This window comes from Mesorhizobium salmacidum (SeqCode) (genome assembly GCF_037179605.1).
GTDB classification, from domain to species: domain Bacteria; phylum Pseudomonadota; class Alphaproteobacteria; order Rhizobiales; family Rhizobiaceae; genus Mesorhizobium; species Mesorhizobium salmacidum.
Genome location: NZ_JAPYKS010000007.1, coordinates 99,710 through 115,817 on the forward strand (window position 1 = coordinate 99,710; position 16,108 = coordinate 115,817).

General features: G+C 63.3%; 16 protein-coding genes and 1 tRNA gene. 10 read left to right on the top strand and 7 right to left on the bottom strand.

What is annotated here, in order from left to right:
* Positions 1-37 precede the first annotated feature (37 nt).
* Positions 38-490 (top strand): Lrp/AsnC family transcriptional regulator, encoded by a 453-nt coding sequence (locus tag O7A60_RS11615; protein WP_337106370.1) that lies wholly within the window; start codon positions 38-40, stop codon positions 488-490.
* A 4-nt stretch (positions 491-494) separates the two neighbouring features.
* Here the strand turns inward: O7A60_RS11615 and O7A60_RS11620 are convergent, their stop codons facing one another.
* The 4 genes from O7A60_RS11620 to O7A60_RS11635 form a co-directional block, all read right to left on the bottom strand.
* Positions 495-809 carry a helix-turn-helix domain-containing protein gene (locus O7A60_RS11620; RefSeq protein WP_140758293.1) on the bottom strand — a complete coding sequence of 105 codons (315 nt, stop codon included), beginning with the start codon at positions 807-809 and terminating at the stop codon, positions 495-497.
* On the bottom strand, positions 806-1,096 hold the full coding sequence (locus O7A60_RS11625) for a type II toxin-antitoxin system RelE/ParE family toxin (protein WP_337106372.1): 291 nt from the start codon (positions 1,094-1,096) through the stop codon (positions 806-808). The genes O7A60_RS11620 and O7A60_RS11625 overlap by 4 nt, the downstream gene beginning before the upstream one ends.
* A gap of 87 nt (positions 1,097-1,183) precedes the next feature.
* The gene (locus tag O7A60_RS11630; protein ID WP_337106373.1) at positions 1,184-2,383 is read right to left on the bottom strand and encodes a cytochrome-c peroxidase; all 1,200 of its coding nucleotides are present in this window, start codon (positions 2,381-2,383) and stop codon (positions 1,184-1,186) included.
* A gap of 7 nt (positions 2,384-2,390) precedes the next feature.
* Entirely contained in the window at positions 2,391-2,840 is a 450-nt protein-coding gene (locus O7A60_RS11635; RefSeq protein ID WP_027144063.1) for a FixH family protein, read from the bottom strand.
* A gap of 151 nt (positions 2,841-2,991) precedes the next feature.
* Here O7A60_RS11635 and O7A60_RS11640 point away from each other — a divergent pair, with 151 nt between their 5' ends.
* On the top strand, positions 2,992-3,915 hold the full coding sequence (locus O7A60_RS11640) for a sugar kinase (protein WP_337106375.1): 924 nt from the start codon (positions 2,992-2,994) through the stop codon (positions 3,913-3,915).
* Between the two features lie 5 nt (positions 3,916-3,920).
* On the opposite strand, the gene O7A60_RS11645 is transcribed toward O7A60_RS11640, so the two are convergent.
* From O7A60_RS11645 to O7A60_RS11655, 3 genes are all read right to left on the bottom strand, one after another.
* A complete protein-coding gene (locus O7A60_RS11645) occupies positions 3,921-4,943 on the bottom strand; it encodes an aldose epimerase family protein (RefSeq protein WP_337106377.1) in 1,023 nt (340 codons plus the stop codon).
* A gap of 84 nt (positions 4,944-5,027) precedes the next feature.
* A complete protein-coding gene (locus O7A60_RS11650; protein ID WP_337106378.1) occupies positions 5,028-6,485 on the bottom strand; it encodes an NAD-dependent succinate-semialdehyde dehydrogenase in 1,458 nt (485 codons plus the stop codon).
* A 183-nt stretch (positions 6,486-6,668) separates the two neighbouring features.
* Positions 6,669-7,619, bottom strand: coding sequence for an AEC family transporter (locus O7A60_RS11655; protein ID WP_337106380.1), 951 nt, complete (start codon positions 7,617-7,619; stop codon positions 6,669-6,671).
* A 106-nt stretch (positions 7,620-7,725) separates the two neighbouring features.
* On the opposite strand from O7A60_RS11655, the gene O7A60_RS11660 reads away from it, so the two are divergent.
* The 8 genes from O7A60_RS11660 to O7A60_RS11695 all read left to right on the top strand — a co-directional run bounded on the left by O7A60_RS11660 (position 7,726) and on the right by O7A60_RS11695 (position 16,077).
* Positions 7,726-9,390 (top strand): caspase family protein, encoded by a 1,665-nt coding sequence (locus tag O7A60_RS11660; protein ID WP_337106382.1) that lies wholly within the window; start codon positions 7,726-7,728, stop codon positions 9,388-9,390.
* Positions 9,287-10,519, top strand: a complete 1,233-nt coding sequence (locus tag O7A60_RS11665; protein WP_337106383.1) for a tetratricopeptide repeat protein — start codon at positions 9,287-9,289, stop codon at positions 10,517-10,519. The genes O7A60_RS11660 and O7A60_RS11665 overlap by 104 nt, the downstream gene beginning before the upstream one ends.
* 100 nt (positions 10,520-10,619) lie before the next feature.
* Positions 10,620-11,168, top strand: coding sequence for a histidine phosphatase family protein (locus tag O7A60_RS11670; protein ID WP_140502685.1), 549 nt, complete (start codon positions 10,620-10,622; stop codon positions 11,166-11,168).
* Positions 11,169-11,473: 305 nt separating this feature from the next.
* Positions 11,474-11,543 (top strand) — tRNA-Met (locus O7A60_RS11675).
* A gap of 356 nt (positions 11,544-11,899) precedes the next feature.
* Positions 11,900-13,045 (top strand): slipin family protein, encoded by a 1,146-nt coding sequence (locus O7A60_RS11680; RefSeq protein WP_337106384.1) that lies wholly within the window; start codon positions 11,900-11,902, stop codon positions 13,043-13,045.
* A 174-nt stretch (positions 13,046-13,219) separates the two neighbouring features.
* Positions 13,220-13,513: an acyl carrier protein gene (locus tag O7A60_RS11685; protein ID WP_027029416.1), complete on the top strand. Its 294-nt coding sequence runs from the start codon at positions 13,220-13,222 to the stop codon at positions 13,511-13,513.
* A 55-nt stretch (positions 13,514-13,568) separates the two neighbouring features.
* The gene (locus O7A60_RS11690; RefSeq protein ID WP_337106387.1) at positions 13,569-14,759 is read left to right on the top strand and encodes a beta-ketoacyl-ACP synthase; all 1,191 of its coding nucleotides are present in this window, start codon (positions 13,569-13,571) and stop codon (positions 14,757-14,759) included.
* Between the two features lie 46 nt (positions 14,760-14,805).
* Positions 14,806-16,077 carry a beta-ketoacyl-ACP synthase gene (locus O7A60_RS11695; protein WP_337106389.1) on the top strand — a complete coding sequence of 424 codons (1,272 nt, stop codon included), beginning with the start codon at positions 14,806-14,808 and terminating at the stop codon, positions 16,075-16,077.
* The last annotated feature ends 31 nt before the right edge of the window (positions 16,078-16,108 follow it).

Here is a 16,108-nt window from a genome sequence, read left to right on the forward strand (position 1 = left end):
ATGTTGCAGAAAATTGTTGATTCAGGCTGCGGTTTCGATGACAGAAGACCAATTAGACCGCATCGACAGGAACATCCTGTCGGCATTGGCCGGCAACGGCCGGCTTTCCATGTCGGAACTGGCCGCCAAGGTCGGCTTGTCGAAGACACCGGTGCAGGCGCGGGTGAAGCGGCTGGAGAAGGACGGCTATATCAGGGGATACCAGGCGATCATCGACCGCGAACGCATGGGCGAAGGCCATGTCGCCTTCGTCCAGGTGAAATTGTCGGACACCCGATCCGCCGTGCTCGATGCCTTCAACCGGTCGGTACAGGCCGTGCCGGAGATCGAGCAGTGCCACATGATGGCGTCGAGCTTCGACTATCTCCTGAAGGTCCGCACCCGCGACATCGCCGCCTACCGCCGCGTGCTCGGCGAGCGCATCTCGGCCCTGCCCCACGTCGCCCAGACCTCGACCTTCGTGGCGATGGAAACGGTGAAGGATAGGTAGACGCTTAATGGCCGGCGCGTGACTTCGGCTTGCCCGGCTCGAAGCTGATGCGCAATTTCGATCCGGTCGCCTTTGCGAAGCGCTGCAAGGTTCGGGTCGAGGGCATGTTTCGGCCGCTCTCCAGGCGAGCGATCACGGCTTGTGTGGTTCCCATGGCCGCAGCGACCTGTTCCTGAGTCATATCGGCGTCGCCTCGTGCCCTGATCAAGGCTTCGGCTATGGCGAATTCTTCCTCCAAGGCATCGTATTCGACAACGAATTGCGGGTCCTTGAACCACTCCTTAGCGGCGTCCTCGACGGAAATTGCTTTTCGGCTCATGGAACCTCCTTCGCTCGCTTTAGGGCGAGCTCGATCTCGTTTCGCGGCGTCTTCTGGGTCTTCTTGGCAAACACCCGCACCACAACCACGCGGCGTTCGAAGGCAGTGACATAGACCGCGCGAGCAATGCCATCCCGGCCCTTCATCCGCATTTCCCAGAGCGGGCCTTCCAGATGCTTCACATATGGCTCATGGACTTTCTGCAGCCCATGCACCTCGATCAGCCGCGATATCCGCAGAAAGCTCGCGAGAATATCTTTTGGCTGGGCCTCCAGCTCCCGTCTCACCTCGACATTGAGAAACTCGACTGACCAGCTCATCGGGTTAGAATATATCTTTTTTGCAATATTTTTTCAACTGCTCATCCCTTGGCGTCATTCCGACAACGTCTTCAGGAACGCCACCAGTGCGGCGCGCTCGCGGTCGGACAGCTCAAGCGGGTGAATTTCAGAGGTGCCCTCAACGCTTCCTGCCGCTTTGGCGTAGTGCGCCACAACCTCGTCGAGCGATGAAAACTGCCCGGCATGCATGTAAGGCGGACGCGTCGCCGCACCGCGCAGCGACGGCGTCTTGTAGGCGCGCACAAGTTCCGGCGCATCCTTGACCATGAAGCGCAGTTCGCCGCAGGCACTGGCGTCGCCATCGCGATAGGCGCCGAAGCAGTCGAACGGGTCGGCCTCGACCTGGGCCACCGCATCGACCCGCCCACGGTCCGCCGGCAGGCCGGCGACAGGCGGCACGCCCGTGTTGTGAAAACCGTTGTCGCTGAAGCGCGGGCCGTTGTGGCAGGTCACGCAATTGGCCTTGCCGATGAACAGTTTCAGTCCAAGGATTTCTTCTTGCGAAAAGGCCGCATCGCCTTTCGGCTCGGCGCCTGTGGCAAGGTCCAGCGCAAAGCGGTCGAAGCGCGTCGGCGACGGCTCGATCGAGCGTTCGAAAGCGGCGATCGCCTTGCCGATATTGGCGTAGACGCGGTTGACCGCATCACGCTGCGCGCCGCTCATCGCGTTCCAGGCTGCCCTTTCGGCATCGCTTCCGAGCGGGCTGGCATTCGGCGGAATGGCGGACAAATCAGGCAATGGCCCGAAGATCCGCTCATAGCGTTCGCCGAAGCGTGTCTTCATGTAATGCGCATAGCCGGTGCGGTTTCCAGCCTGTTCCAACGGGTTTTCGAGGGGGGTCAGCGCCTGCGCCCACAAGCTGTCGCGACGGCCGTCCCAGAAGAACCAGGGGTCGCGCGCCACACCGGCCAGTGGCATGGTGCGCCGGTTGGTGCGCCCAACGCCGACCGCCTGCGGCAGGTCGTCCTGGAACTGGCGGTCTATCTTGTGGCAGGTCGAGCAGGACACAGTGCCATCGCGACTCATCCCGACGTCGAAGAACAGCGTCGAGCCGAGTGCGGCAGCGGCTGGCACGTCCGCAAAGCGATTGGTGGTGTCCGGCTTCAGCGCTGGCAGTGTGTTCAATGCCAGTGAAGCAATCATTTTCTTCTCGGCATCGGAAAAATCCGGCTTGCCGCAACCGGCAAGGATGGCCGCCACCGTCAGCGCAAAAAAGCAGAAAAAGCGCCTCATCGACCGCTCACAGCACCACGTTGAACAGCACAGTGTCGGAGCCCGCGCCGGACGATATGGCGAAACGCAGTTGCCACCAGCCGCTCATGGTGAATTTCACCCCTTCGATCCGGTAGCGTCCCTCGCCCAGATAATCGGTCGCCTGCGGGCTGGTCGGCAGACCGTGATTGTGTTGCGGCATGCCGCCGGAGATGGTGATCGCGGCTCGCTCCACTGAAGCCCCTGTCTTTGTCTTCAGCGTCAGCAGCCAGGATTCCAGCTCGCCCTGCCGCACCACGCCGTGTTCCGGCACGAAACTCGCTACGTACAATCCGTTGTCGGTTTTCTTGGTCCGCGAGACATCCGGGCCGACGGGCTGTGCCGAATGCGGCGCCGTCAGATAGACGGCCGCGAGAACGCCGACCAGCAAAGCAGCCAGACCAAGACCTGCCAGGAAATAACGCCATAACGATGCCAAACCGGTTCCTCTTCTGCGGATAACGTTCTGCCGGGCGGATCGCGTCCCGCCAGCCTGTGGGAAAACGCTGTGGCGGAAAAAAGCCTGCTTGCCAAGCATGGCGCTGCGTCCGGCAAAAAGCTACAGCACCGAAATCACTGGAGGATTGCAGATGGTGGGAAACGGCGTCGCCTCGATCGGCGAATGCATGCTCGAACTGTCGGGACAGACCGGCCCGAACTGGCGCATGGGCTTTGCCGGCGACACGTTCAACACGCTGTGGGCGCTGCATGCGCTCAGCCCTGACCGGCCGGCAACCTATGTCTCGGCCTTCGGCGACGACCCCTTCTCACAGGGCCAGATCGCCTTCTTCGCCGAAAACGGCATCGGCATCGGCTCCAGTCCGGTGATACCGGGCGCCCGCCCCGGCCTCTATGCGATCACGCTGACCGGCGCCGAGCGCTCCTTCACCTACTGGCGTAGCGACGCCGCCGCCAGGCAGCTTGCGTCGGATCCAGCGGCATTGTCGAAAAACCTAGAAAATCAGGAGCTTGTGTATTTTTCCGGAATCACTTTGGCAATTCTCGACGAGGCCCCGCGCAAGGCACTGCTGGCGGCTGTGGCTAAGGCACGCTCGGCGGGCTCGCTGATCGCCTTTGATCCGAATTATCGGCCACGGCTCTGGCGCCGCCGCGAGGACGCGCGGGCAGCGATCGTCGAAGCGCTTGCCGTCACCGACATCGCATTGCCGACTTTCCCGGACGAACAGACGCTGTTCGGCGACGACACACCGCAGGCGACCGCTGATCGCCTCGGTCAATTGGTCAGGGAGGTCGTGGTCAAGAACGGCGAAGCGCCGGCGTTGATTGCCGAGGGTGGAGCGCTGCGGGAGGTCGCCGCAATCCATGTCGCGGTGCCCGTGGACACGACAGGTGCCGGGGATTCCTTCAATGGCGGCTATCTCGCCGCTCGTCTTGCCGGCCACAGCCCACAGGAAGCCGCCCGGCGAGCCCATCGCGTTGCCGCTGCCGTGGTGCAGGTCCGCGGCGCACTGGCGCCGTTCGAGACGCTACGAGCGGCGTTCGACAAGCTCTGAAAAAGCTAATTCTGCCGGAAGCGATATTCGGTCACGTGGTGGTAGATCGCGCCCGGCCATAGCGTCGCCTGCGGAAAATAGGGCCGGTTCGGCGCGTCGGGCCATATCTGCGGCTCCAGGCAGAAGCCGCTGAAGGCCTTATAGTTCCGTCCTTCCAGACCGATGCGTGGCGTCACATATTGCCCGGTGTAGAGCTGGACACCGGGTTCCGTGGTCCAGACTTCCATTTCGACGCCGGAATTCGCCCCTTGCACCCACGCTGCCTGTTTGAGCGGCCCGCGCGCCGCGGCCAGGCAGAAATTCTGGTCGTAGGGCAGCTGCTCGCCCTCGGTCTCCATGCGCAGCGGCCGCGCCTGACGAAAATCGAAGGGCGTGCCGTCGACCGGCTTGACCACGCCGGTCGGGATCATGTCGCCGTCGACAGGCAGATAGGCGCCGGCGTTCAGCATCATCCTGTGGTCGAGAATGTCGCCCGTGCCGCCATCATTGAGGTTGAAGTAGGAATGCTGGGTGAGATTGCACGGCGTCGGCTCCTCGCAGGTCGCCGTCAGTTCGACGCTGAGCGTGCCGGGAATTTTCAGCCGGTAGGTGCAGGTAACGTCGAGCGCCCCGGGAAAGCCCATCGCGCCATCGGGATCGTGCAATGTCAGCGTGACGAAGTCCCTGCCATGCAGCGAAACCGCCCATGGGCGGTGGGAGTAGCCTTGCGAGCCGCCATGCAGCGTATGCTTGTCCAGGAAGTTGCGCTCGGTCTGGTAGCGGTTGCCGCCAATTGTGAAGCGGCCGTCGCCGATGCGGTTGGCGTAGCGCCCAACAACGGCCCCGAAGAAGCCAGTGTCGGTCTCATAGGCCTCCAGATTGTTGTAGCCGAGGACCAGCGGCGCGTCGTGCCCGATCAGGCGCAGGTCCTGGACGATGGCGCCAAGCCCGATGACGTTGGCCGTGAGGCCGCCGCCCCTGATCGTAAAGCGGCGGATCGGTTCGCCTGCCTGCGTCGTGCCGAAAACCTCGCCGTCCTTCATCATCATGCCCGCAAATGCCAGTGGATCCAAAGGACTTCGGCTGGTTGTTCAGCCTGGGCAGGTTTACCAGCCTGCCCCAGCACCAGCCTATCAGAGGCCGAGGCCGCCGATGCACACATATTTGGTATCGAGGTAATCCTCGATGCCCTGATGTCCGCCTTCCTTGCCAAGTCCGGATTCCTTGACGCCGCCGAACGGCGCTTCCGGAGTGGTGATCAGGCCTTCATTGACGCCGACCATACCGTATTTCAGGCGTTCCATGACCCGGAAGGCGCGGCCAAGATCGCCGGTGTAGAAATAACAGGCAAGGCCGAACTCGGTGTCGTTGGCGAGCGCGACGGCCTCTTCCTCGGTTTCGAACTTGAACACGGGTGCGACCGGGCCAAAGATCTCTTCCTTCATGAAGCGCATTTTCGGCGTCGCGTTGGCGATGACCGTCGGCTGAAAGAACGAGCCGCCCAGCGCATGGCGATGACCGCCGGCGACGACCTTGCCGCCCTTCGAGGTGGCATCGGCGATCAGCTCCTCGACCTTCTCGACCGCCTTCTCGTCGATCAGCGGCCCCTGCTGGACGCCCTCTTCGAGGCCGGAACCGACCTTCAGTCCGTTGCTGGCCGCGGCGAGCTTCTCCACGAACCTGTCGTAAACACCGGCCTGGACGAGGAAGCGGTTGGTGCAGACGCAGGTCTGGCCGGAATTGCGATATTTGGCGGTGATCGCGCCGGCCACGGCACGCTCGACATCGGCGTCGTCGAAGACGATGAACGGCGCGTTGCCGCCGAGCTCCATCGACACCTTCTTGACGGTGACCGACGATTTCTGGATCAGGATCTTGCCGACCTCGGTCGAGCCGGTGAAGGTGATCTTCTTGACCAGCGGATTGGCGCAGATTTCGTCGCCGATCTCGCCAGCGGCGCCGGTCAGGATGTTGACGACGCCCTTGGGAAAGCCGACTTCTTCGGCCAGCGCTCCCCAGGCGAGACCCGAATACGGCGTCTGCGAGGCCGGCTTGACCACGGCGGTGCAGCCTGCGGCAAGTGCGGGACCGAGTTTGCGGGCCAGCATCGAGGACGGGAAATTCCACGGTGTGATGACGGCAATGACGCCGACCGGTTCCTTGGTCACCAGGATGCGACGGTCCGCCCATGGCGAGGGCACGACGTCGCCATAAGTACGGCGGCCTTCCTCGGCGAACCACAGGATGTAGGCGGCAGCCGAACCGATCTCGCCCTTGGACTCGAACAGCGACTTGCCCTGCTCGATGGTGAGCAGTTCAGCCAGTACGTCCTGATTGTCCATCATCGCATCATGCAGCTTGCGCAGCAGCTTGGAGCGTTCGAGCGCGGTCGTCTTGCGCCAGGTCTTGAAAGCTTCGTCGGCCGCCTCGATGGCGCGGCGTGTCTCGGCCTTGCCCGACTTCGGCACCGTGCCGATCTTGAGGCCGGTGGCTGGATTGTTCACATCGACCGTCTGGCCGCTGTCGGCCTGCACCCATTCGCCGTTGATGAGATTGGCCTGGCGCATGAAATGGCTGGTTTTCTGAAGCATGGTCTAGCCTCCGTTCGGCGCTCACGGGCCGCTATCTGGATGTCTTCGGTAAAGCGCAGGCAGGGCCGCACGCTGGAGCCATTGCTCTTAACCTAGGGAAAGCCCCGCAAGCAATCGCAAGATGGCATATAGGGGTTGGACCAGCGCAAGACGAGGGCGGGTTGGCATGCGCCGTCGTCAATCTCACCCGAAGACATGCAGGACCACCGTCAGCCAGAAGGCGGTGGTGAGGACCGCGCAAGCCGTGGCGATGGTCATCTGGTTCGATGCCAGCGCCTGGCCGGTGTTGAACTGGACGGCGATGAGATAGGAATTGATGCCGGACGGCAGCGCCGCCACCACGACCGCCACCTTGGCAGTCAAAGGCGGCAGGCCGAGCAGCCAGACGAAGACAAGGACCAGCGCCGGCATCAGGAACAGCTTGAGCACCGAAAGCGCCAAGGCCGGGCGGACATTGCCTGATATGCCGAAGCGGCGCAGGCTGAGCCCCATGGCAAACAGCGCCACCGGCCCGGCCGTATTCGCCAGCGCATCGACCAGCCGCATGACGAGACCGGGCAACGGCACGCCGCTGAGCCGCCATGCCAGCCCCAAGAGAATGCCGATGATCAGCGGATTTATGAACAGCCGTCTCAGGAAGCTGCGGATGACGCGCAACGGATGCACATGGTCGCCGCTGCCCCGGCCGAACATCTCGAACAGCACGATCGAAGCCATCATCATGATCGGCAGATGCACCGAGACCAGCAGCGACAGCACTTCGAAGCCGCTCGGACCAAATATGCCAAGGATGAAGGGGGCACCGAGCAGCACCACATTGGAATAGGCCGATGACACCCCGCCGACGACCCCGGCTCGCGCATCGCGACCAAAGATTCGCGTGGTGACGACATGGCCCGCCGCCCAGGTGATCGCCACGGCGGTGAAATAGGCACCCCATAGCGGCCATGGCGCCACGCCATGGAAATCGGCCTTGACCATGGTCTGGAACAGAAGCAGCGGCATTGCCACGGAGACCGCGAAGTCGGATATCCCCTCGCCGCTCGCCGGTCTCAGATAGCCTGTGTACCCGGCGAGATAGCCGAGCGCGACAAGACTGAAGACGAACAGGACGGTTTCGGTGAGCGGAGACATTTTTCAGGGATAGGCGAGCCACGGTCGCGGCGCAATCGCGCCCGAATTTGATCATCGTCGGCTGCCAGGGTTATAGAGGGTTTGGATCATCAGGGCGGAACGACAAATGACCTTTGTCGAAACCTCGAAACTGCGTCTTTTCGGGCGTGCGTGGCTGACATTGTTTGTCGCCATGCTTGTCTCCGTGGCCGCGTCGATGCTTCAGGCTGCCGAGGCAAAAGACCTCAAGGGCGTGGCGCTGATCGTCGGTCAGTCCAGATACGAACACATCGCTGCCTTGCCCAACCCGGCCAATGATGCCCGCGACATGGCCAAGATGTTGACCGATCTCGGTTTCGACGCCCGCAACGTCACCGACCGCGATGCCAGCAAGCTAAAGCGCGACCTCGAACGCTTCGTCGAGGATGCCGAGGGCGCCGACGTCGCTCTCATCTACTACTCGGGTCACGGCATCGAGGCCGGTGGCGAGAATTATCTGGTTCCGGTCGACGCCGATGTCTCGTCGCTCAAGGATGCCGATCAGGCACTGGTGCCGATTTCCGCCGTCATAGACGAATTGAAGAAGACGGTGCCGGTGACGATCGTGCTGCTCGATGCCTGCCGCACCAATCCGTTTCCATCAAGTGCCGTGGTGCGGCGTGCGCCGACCGCTTCGGCCGAGCCGATCGGCGCGGGGGGACTGGAACCGGTGCGCGGCGCCAGGGCCCTCGGCAACGAGCCGGCGGCCGATGCGAGCCTCGGCACGGTGATCGGCTTCGCCGCGGAACCCGGCCGTCCGGCGCTCGATGGCGCCGCTGGCGAAAACAGCCCCTATGCGGCCGCCCTGCTGCGCCACCTCGCGGCGATGAAAGGCACCGAATTCGGCTCGGTCATGCGCATGGTCACAGAAGAGGTCTATCTCGACACCAAGGCGAAGCAGCGCCCCTGGGTCAACGAAAGCCTGCGCCGCCTGCTCTATTTCGGCGTGGCTCCGCTGGAGCCGACCGGCGATGACGGGCTGATCACCGGTGAGCGGCGGCAGTTGCTGCTGACCATTTCCGAGCTGCCGGACCCCAAGCGGGCACAGGTGGAACTGGCATCGCTGCAGCAGGGCGTGCCGCTAGATGCACTCTATGGCGTGCTGCGGGCACTCGGCACCGAGAAAATCCCCGAAGATCCGACCGACCTGCGGAAAGTGCTCGATGCGCAGGCCGAGCGCCTGAAGAAGATGATGTCCGAGCGCGCCGCGTTGCGCACCGACGACCCGGAGATTAAGCGTCTGGTCGCTTCCGCCGACAAGGCCATCGGCCAGGGCGCGATCGCCACGGCGCGAAAATTCCTCGATGATGCCGTGGGGCGGGTCGAGGCGACCAACGACACGGTCGATCAGGCCGAGGAATTGATCAAGCAGAAGCGCATCGCCGATGCCGAGATCTACGCCAAGCGGGCCGACGCGTCGGCGCTGGTCTTCGACTACGGCCGTGGTGCTGCAGAACATCGGCGAGCGCGAGACCGAGACCGCGCATCTCGAAGAGGCCGCGCAGATCTTTCGCGATTCGCTGGCTGTGTTCGAACGTGTGAAAGACGATCTCAACTGGGCCGCCGCCCAGAACAATCTCGGCAACGTGCTGTTGAAGATCGGCGAACGCGAGAGCGACCCGAAGCGCTTGAACGAGGCGGTGGCGGCGATGCGTGCCACGCTGGAAAAGCGCCCGCGCGACAAGGTTCCCCTCGACTGGGCTTCCTCGCAGAACAATCTTGGCCTCGCGCTCTATGCGCTCTCCGAACGTGAACCCGGCGGCGAGCATCTGGCCCGGGCGGAAGCGGCCTACCGGCTGGCGCTCGAGGAATACACGCGCCAGAAGACGCCGGTCGAATGGGCGATGGTCGAGAACAATCTTGGCAACACACTTGTGACCCTCGGCATCCAGCTCAACGACAAGGCCAGGATCAACGAGGCCGTCGACGCCTTTCGCGCCGCGCTCGAAGTGCGAACCCGCGACACATTCCCCGTCTCCTGGGCCACCAGCCGGCTCAACCTCGGCAATGCGCTGAGTGGTGTCGCCCGTTTCGACATGGGCACCGGCACGCTTGAAGAGGCGGCGGCAGCCTATGACGATGCATTGACGGTGTTCACCAAGCAGCGCTTCCCGATGGATTGGGCGTCGGCGCAGAACAATCTCGGCTCGATCTACCAGACGCTTGGCCAGCGCACCCGCGACGCATCCAGGCTGGAGCAGTCGGCCGCGGCATTCCAGGCGGCCCGCCAGGTCTATGTCAGACGGAAATTTCCCCTTGATTGGGCGATGAGCTACTACAATCTCGGCAACACGCTCCAGCTTCTTGGCGGCGTGACGGACAAGCCCGAACACTACAGCGAGGCGATTGCCGCCTACCGCGAAGCTTTGCGCGAGTACAAACGCGAGACCAACCCGCGGCAATGGGCGCTGACCCAGGCTGGCCTCGGCTCGACGCTGCACTGGTTGAGCATGAGCAATGCCGACCCCAGGACCTTGCAGGATTCGATCGCCGCGCGGCGTGCGGCGCTTGAAGTGTTGACCATCGAGACGGCACCCGTCGACTGGGCCAACGCCCAGAACGGTATCGGTATGAGCCTCCTCAACCTCGGCAACATCGAACGGACCGGCAAATATCTCGATAACGCCGAGGCGGCTTTCACGGCGACGCTGAAAGTGTTCACCAGGGAAAGTCAGCCCATGCAGTGGGCCTTCGAACAGAACAACCTTGGCGACATCCACTGGAACCGCGCCAGCTATGGCGGCGGCAAGCCGGAATACCTCAAGGCGATCGCGTTCTTCGAGAACGCCAAACAGGGCTTTACCGAAGCCGGCTACACAATCCCCATCCCGCTCACCGACCAGAAGATCGATCTGGTGAAGCAGCAGCTCGCCAAAAAGTGAGGCTTGAGACGCGGCCGACGCCCGGCTTGTCTTTGTGCCCGCGTTCCAATCTCTATATGCGAATGGTTGGAGCCCGATACGGACTCATGGAAGGGTGGCGATGATCCGGTTAGCCTTGGCGTTGTTCCTGCTTGTCGTCCCCGCCGCCGCGCACGCGACGGACGCCGGCTGGGCGCTGCTGCGCGACGGCGGCCATGTCGTGCTGCTGCGCCACGCTATGGTCACCGGCACCACCGACCCGGCCAATTTCGAGATCGGCAATTGCGCCACCCAGGTCAATCTGTCGGCGCGCGGCAAGCAGCAGGCAAGCAAGATCGGCGCCCTGTTTGCCGCCCGCGCGGCTCCCATCGAGCGCATTTTGTCCAGCCGCTATTGCCGCTGCCTCGACACGGCGCGCACCGCCTTCGAGGCCGAGCCGGAGCTTTTTGCCCCCCTCGACCTTTTGAAGAGCGATGCGGCGGACAAGGCGGCGCAGATCGCGGCGGTTATGAAGGAAATCCGCGCCTATACCGGTTCCGACAATATGGTCATGGTCACCCATCTCGAAAACATCGTGGCGCTGACCGGCGTTTCGCCGCGCGAAGGCGAAGCGGTGGTGGTCGAGCCGCAAGGCGACGGCTTGCGCGTACTCGGCCGCGTCACCTTCTGAGACCGCAGCTCCCGATCGCAGGCGCGGCAACCAGTGTTGCCGAAATGCCACCGCCGCAAGAAGCCGCGATTTGGCCGCGACAATGCCGCTTGCGACAACCCGTCGCAGGGGCTATAGGCGCGCTCCCGGTCACGAAAACCGAAGCGAGCACAACGGTTGGAGCTTTCGTCTCCGCCCGTGCAGGCGGCTTTGCCGCCCTGTATACGGCGCCGCTTTGGGGATTGGGATCGTGGATGTAGCTCAATTGGGAGAGCGCCGGACTTAATCCGGAGGTTGTGGGTTCGAGTCCCGTCGTCTGCACCACGGATAGCTCAGTTTGGTTAGAGCATCAGACTCATAATCTGATTGTCGAAGGTTCGATTCCTTCTCCATTGGCCTGATAAGCCAGCACCCTGCCAGGTGTTATCTGAAAACGGTCCGGGGACTGGAATGCTGAAGACCTGACGGACGGCCGAAGCCTTCGGGCCAAAGCCGTATCGAAAGGTCCGATGCCATCGGCTCGCGGCCAGGCTCGCGGTGATGGTCAAGGCGCAGCGTCGCCGGCAAGGGAGGTTTTGGCCTCCGGCGCCCGCTTCGCTGCCCCGCGATCCGCTCCCGGGGGCCCGCCACGGATTGATGCCACCAGTCCCTGGATCATTCGTGCCGGAATTCGAAGTGAAACGAGAAACGAAGGGAAGATCGACGCATGACGTGACGCCTCGCATGGGGCCATGCCCGACAGGAGTAAGACAATGACGACTATTCTCGACAAGGTTCTTGGGCGCGAGCGCGTCCTCGTAAGAGAAAACGAACGTGCCCTCACCCTCCACAAGGGGGAGATCAAGGCTGTCCTGCTGCCGGGTGAGCACTGGCTCGCCAACCGGAACCAGAGCCTTGAGGTGTCCCGGCACGATCTGAAGAACCCGGAATTCGTTTCGGTGTACGAGAAGGCGTTGTTCGACAAGCTCCCGGACGTGGCCGCGCGTCATTTTACCGTCATCCGCACCGGACGCACGGAAGTCGCCGTCATCGAGCGTGACGGCAACCTCCATTCCGTGCTGGCGCCGGACCGCAAGCTGGTGCTGTGGACCGATGCCGGACCGTGGAAGGTGACGGTGATCGACACCTCGGCCGATCTTGCCATCGATCCGCCGGTCATGCGCCGGCTCGGCCAGGCTCGGAAGGCGGAAATGATGTCCGTTCACCCGGTTGTCGACGGCCAGGCCGGGCTGCTGTTCATCGACGGTGTCCTTGTGCGGACGCTTGCCGCTGGCGTGCACGGCTTCTGGAACGTCGGACGGATGGTGCAGATCAAGGTCGTCGACCTCAAGCGCCAGTCGCTCGACGTCGCCGGGCAGGAAGTGCTGACCAAGGATCGCGTCACGATCCGCGTCAACATCGCCGCCGAATACCGGGTCGTCGATCCGGTCAAGGCGGTGAGCGCGGTGAAGGACTTCTCCGAGGCCCTCTACCGCGCCCTGCAGTACGCCTTCCGCAAGACGTTGGGCGCGCTCACCCTCGACCAGATCCTTGAAAAGAAGGTGACGGTCGACGAAGAGGCGGCGGCCAAGGTCCGGGCCGACATGGCCGAGATCGGGGTCGAGGTCAGCGATATCGCGCTCAAGGATGTCATCCTGCCGGGCGAGATGCGCGAGATCCTCAACCAGGTGGTTTCGGCCGAAAAGCAGGCCGAGGCCAACGTCATCCGCCGGCGCGAGGAGACGAACGCCACGCGTTCCCTGCTCAACACTGCCAGGGTGATGGCGGAAAACCCGGTGATGCTGCGGTTGAAGGAGCTCGAGGCTCTGGAAACCATCGCCGGCAAGGTCGAGCGGCTGACCGTCCACAACGGAACGGGCGGGCTGCTGAACGACCTGGTCAAGCTCCGCGACAGCTGAGCTTACGTTGCGTCAATGGAAGGGCCGCCGGGTCAACCGGCGGCCCTTCTTGCGTTTCCTGGGCGCCCTGCCCATCTGCGCCCGGCTTATCAGGCCTTTTCCTGTCGGAAAAAACCGATTAGACAGCGCCCAAACGAATGCGGACAGATTCCGCCCGCAAAGAAGGAAGAGCCCTTGTCCACCACGAACTCCACCACGTTCGACAAAGTCGCCAAGATCATTGCCGATACCAGCGAGATCGATATCGACACGATCACGCCCGAGAGCCACACCATTGACGACCTCGGTATCGACAGCCTCGACTTCCTCGACATCGTCTTCGCCATCGACAAGGAATTCGGCATCAAGGTGCCGCTGGAAAAGTGGACCCAGGAAGTCAATGACGGCAAGGCTTCGACCGACGATTACTTCGTCATGAAGAACCTGTGCGCCAAGATCGACGCGCTGGTTGCCGCCAAGACCGCCTGAGGTCATCAGGGCGCGTGACTTGACGCGCTCCGCCGCCTGACCCACAAAGCCGCCCATGAGCAGCCCCCACGACGTCGTCATCACAGGTATCGGCCTTGTTTCCTCGCTGGGGGAAGGTCCTGACGCCCATTGGCAGAAGCTGGCGCAACCCGGCCGGGAGCCGGTGCTCGAAGCCGGGCGCTTTGCACCCTACACCGTCCATCCGCTGCCCGAGATCGACTGGAACCTTCAGATCGCCAAGCGCGGCGACCAGCGGCAGATGGAGACATGGCAGAGGCTCGGCACCTATGCCGCGGGCCTCGCCCTGGACGATGCCGGCATCAAGGGCCATGACGAGCTGTGCACCACCATGGACATGGTCGTGGCAGCCGGCGGCGGCGAGCGCGACGAAGCGGTCGACGCAGACATTCTCGCCGCTTCGGAAAACCGCAACGACCGCGACGTGCTGCTCAACGAGAAGCTGACCACCGAGCTGCGCCCAACTCTGTTCCTGGCGCAGCTTTCCAATCTGCTCGCAGGCAACATCTCCATCGTCCACAAGGTGACGGGCTCGTCGCGCACCTTCATGGGCGAGGAAGGCGCTGGCGTCGCCGCCGTCGAGACCGCGGCCGCGCGCATCCGCTCCGGCCAGTCGACGCACATCCTGGTCGGCGGCGCCTTCCAGACTGAACATTCCGACATGCTGCTCGGCTATGAACTGGCCGGTTATCTGCATCGCGGCCCGTGGAAGCCTGTCTGGCAAAGGCAGGGCGCCGAGGGCGGCGGCGTGGTGTCAGGTTCCGGCGGGGCCTTCCTGGTGCTTGAGCAGCGCGAACACGCGGCAAGCCGCGGGCGCAAGATTTACGCGGAGCTCGGACAAATCGTGTCCGGCCGCGCCAGGCGGTCGCGCGGAGAACTCGATGCCGAGATCGCTCTCCTGCTCAAACAGGCGGCGCCGCCGAACGGCAAGCTGCTCGCCATGTCCGGCGCATCCGGCGCACATGCGGCAACCATTGCCGAGAAATCAGCGCTCGATGCCGATCCGGCAATCGCCACGCGCGGTTTTTCGACGCTGACCGGGCATATGAAGGAAGCACAGTTCCCCTTCGCCGTGGCGCTGGCGGCATTGGCTGTCGACCGCAAGGCCGCCTACCCTGTTTTTGACGCTACGGCCGAAAAGCCATTCGAAGGCATTCCCGCGAGCGTCCTTGCGACGGCGATCGGCTATCACCAATTCGAGGGCATGGCGCTGGTCAACGCCGCCTGAGGCGGCGTTTCCCGATCATGCCGCAGAGATTAAGAGGGGCTCCCGGATGGCCAAGTTCAGAGATCACATGGGCAGGCCCGTTGTCGCCGTCACCGGCATCGGGGTGGTGACCTCGCTCGGCGTCGGCAAATCAGATAATTGGGCAGCGTTGACTTCGGGCAAGTCGGGCATCCACCCGATCACCCGTTTCCCGGTCGATCACCTCAACACGCGCATCTCCGGCATGGTCGACTTTCTGCCGTCGAGCTCCAAGGGAGCAAGCCTCCTCACCTACGAGCTGGCGGAAACCGCGGCGACGGAGGCCGTTGGCGAAGCCGGGCTGAATTCCGGTGATTTCGGCGGCCCTCTGTTCCTCGCCTCGCCACCGGTCGAACTCGACTGGCACGACCGCTTTTCGCTCTACAATTCCGACAAACAGGATTCCGGCGCCGAAAGGCTGCTGCGTGTGGCGCGCGGCCTGAAGGAGCTTGATGTCTTCGAAACCACCCAGTTCGGGTCGATCGCCGACCGGCTCGCCGACCGGTTCGGCACGCGCGGCCTGCCGATCACGCTCTCGACGGCTTGCGCTTCCGGCGCGACCGCCATCCAGCTCGGCGTCGAGGCGATCCGCCGTGGCGAATGCGACCGGGCCCTGTCGATCGGCGCCGACGGTTCGGCAACCGCCGAGGCGCTGATCCGCTTCTCGCTGCTGTCGGCTCTTTCCACTCACAACGACAATCCGGAAAAGGCTTCCAAGCCGTTTTCCAAAGACCGTGACGGCTTTGTATTGGCGGAGGGGTCCGGCGCTCTGGTGCTGGAATCGCTGGAGGCGGCGCTCGCCCGTGGGGCCGCCGTTCTTGGCATCCTCAGCGGCTGTGGCGAAAAGGCCGACGATTTCCACCGCACCCGCTCCAAGCCGGACGGTTCGCCGGCGATTGCCGCTGTCCGGGCCGCACTTGCCGATGCGGGCCTCGGCGAAGACGAGATCGACTATGTCAACGCCCACGGCACCTCGACGCCGGAAAACGACAAGATGGAGCACCTGTCGCTGTCGACGGTGTTTGGCGAGCGCATCGGCTCTATGCCGATCTCGTCCAATAAGTCGATGATCGGCCACACGCTGTCGGCGGCGGGCGCGGTCGAAGCGGCGTTTTCGCTGATGACGATGCGCGAAAGCGTCATTCCCCCGACCATCAACTATGACAATCCCGACCCTGCGATCGTGCTCGACGTCGTGCCGAACAAGAAGCGCGATGCACAGGTTCGCACTGTACTGTCGAACTCCTTCGGCTTCGGCGGCCAGAACACTTGCCTTGTCATGGCGCGGGAACCGGTCTAAGCGAGCCCTTTCCGCTTAACAGAACCGACAG

Bases quoted from the DNA above. Each gene is read 5' to 3' on its own strand.
- O7A60_RS11615 (WP_337106370.1), top strand. From the start codon at position 38: ATGACAGAAGACCAATTAGACCGCATCGACAGGAACATCCTGTCGGCA.
- O7A60_RS11620 (WP_140758293.1), bottom strand. From the start codon at position 809: ATGAGCCGAAAAGCAATTTCCGTCGAGGACGCCGCTAAGGAGTGGTTC.
- O7A60_RS11630 (WP_337106373.1), bottom strand. From the start codon at position 2,383: ATGAGGCGCTTTTTCTGCTTTTTTGCGCTGACGGTGGCGGCCATCCTT.
- O7A60_RS11640 (WP_337106375.1), top strand. From the start codon at position 2,992: ATGGTGGGAAACGGCGTCGCCTCGATCGGCGAATGCATGCTCGAACTG.
- O7A60_RS11645 (WP_337106377.1), bottom strand. From the start codon at position 4,943: ATGATGATGAAGGACGGCGAGGTTTTCGGCACGACGCAGGCAGGCGAA.
- O7A60_RS11650 (WP_337106378.1), bottom strand. From the start codon at position 6,485: ATGCTTCAGAAAACCAGCCATTTCATGCGCCAGGCCAATCTCATCAAC.
- O7A60_RS11655 (WP_337106380.1), bottom strand. From the start codon at position 7,619: ATGTCTCCGCTCACCGAAACCGTCCTGTTCGTCTTCAGTCTTGTCGCG.
- O7A60_RS11660 (WP_337106382.1), top strand. From the start codon at position 7,726: ATGACCTTTGTCGAAACCTCGAAACTGCGTCTTTTCGGGCGTGCGTGG.
- O7A60_RS11665 (WP_337106383.1), top strand. From the start codon at position 9,287: ATGCGTGCCACGCTGGAAAAGCGCCCGCGCGACAAGGTTCCCCTCGAC.
- O7A60_RS11670 (WP_140502685.1), top strand. From the start codon at position 10,620: ATGATCCGGTTAGCCTTGGCGTTGTTCCTGCTTGTCGTCCCCGCCGCC.
- O7A60_RS11680 (WP_337106384.1), top strand. From the start codon at position 11,900: ATGACGACTATTCTCGACAAGGTTCTTGGGCGCGAGCGCGTCCTCGTA.
- O7A60_RS11690 (WP_337106387.1), top strand. From the start codon at position 13,569: ATGAGCAGCCCCCACGACGTCGTCATCACAGGTATCGGCCTTGTTTCC.
- O7A60_RS11695 (WP_337106389.1), top strand. From the start codon at position 14,806: ATGGCCAAGTTCAGAGATCACATGGGCAGGCCCGTTGTCGCCGTCACC.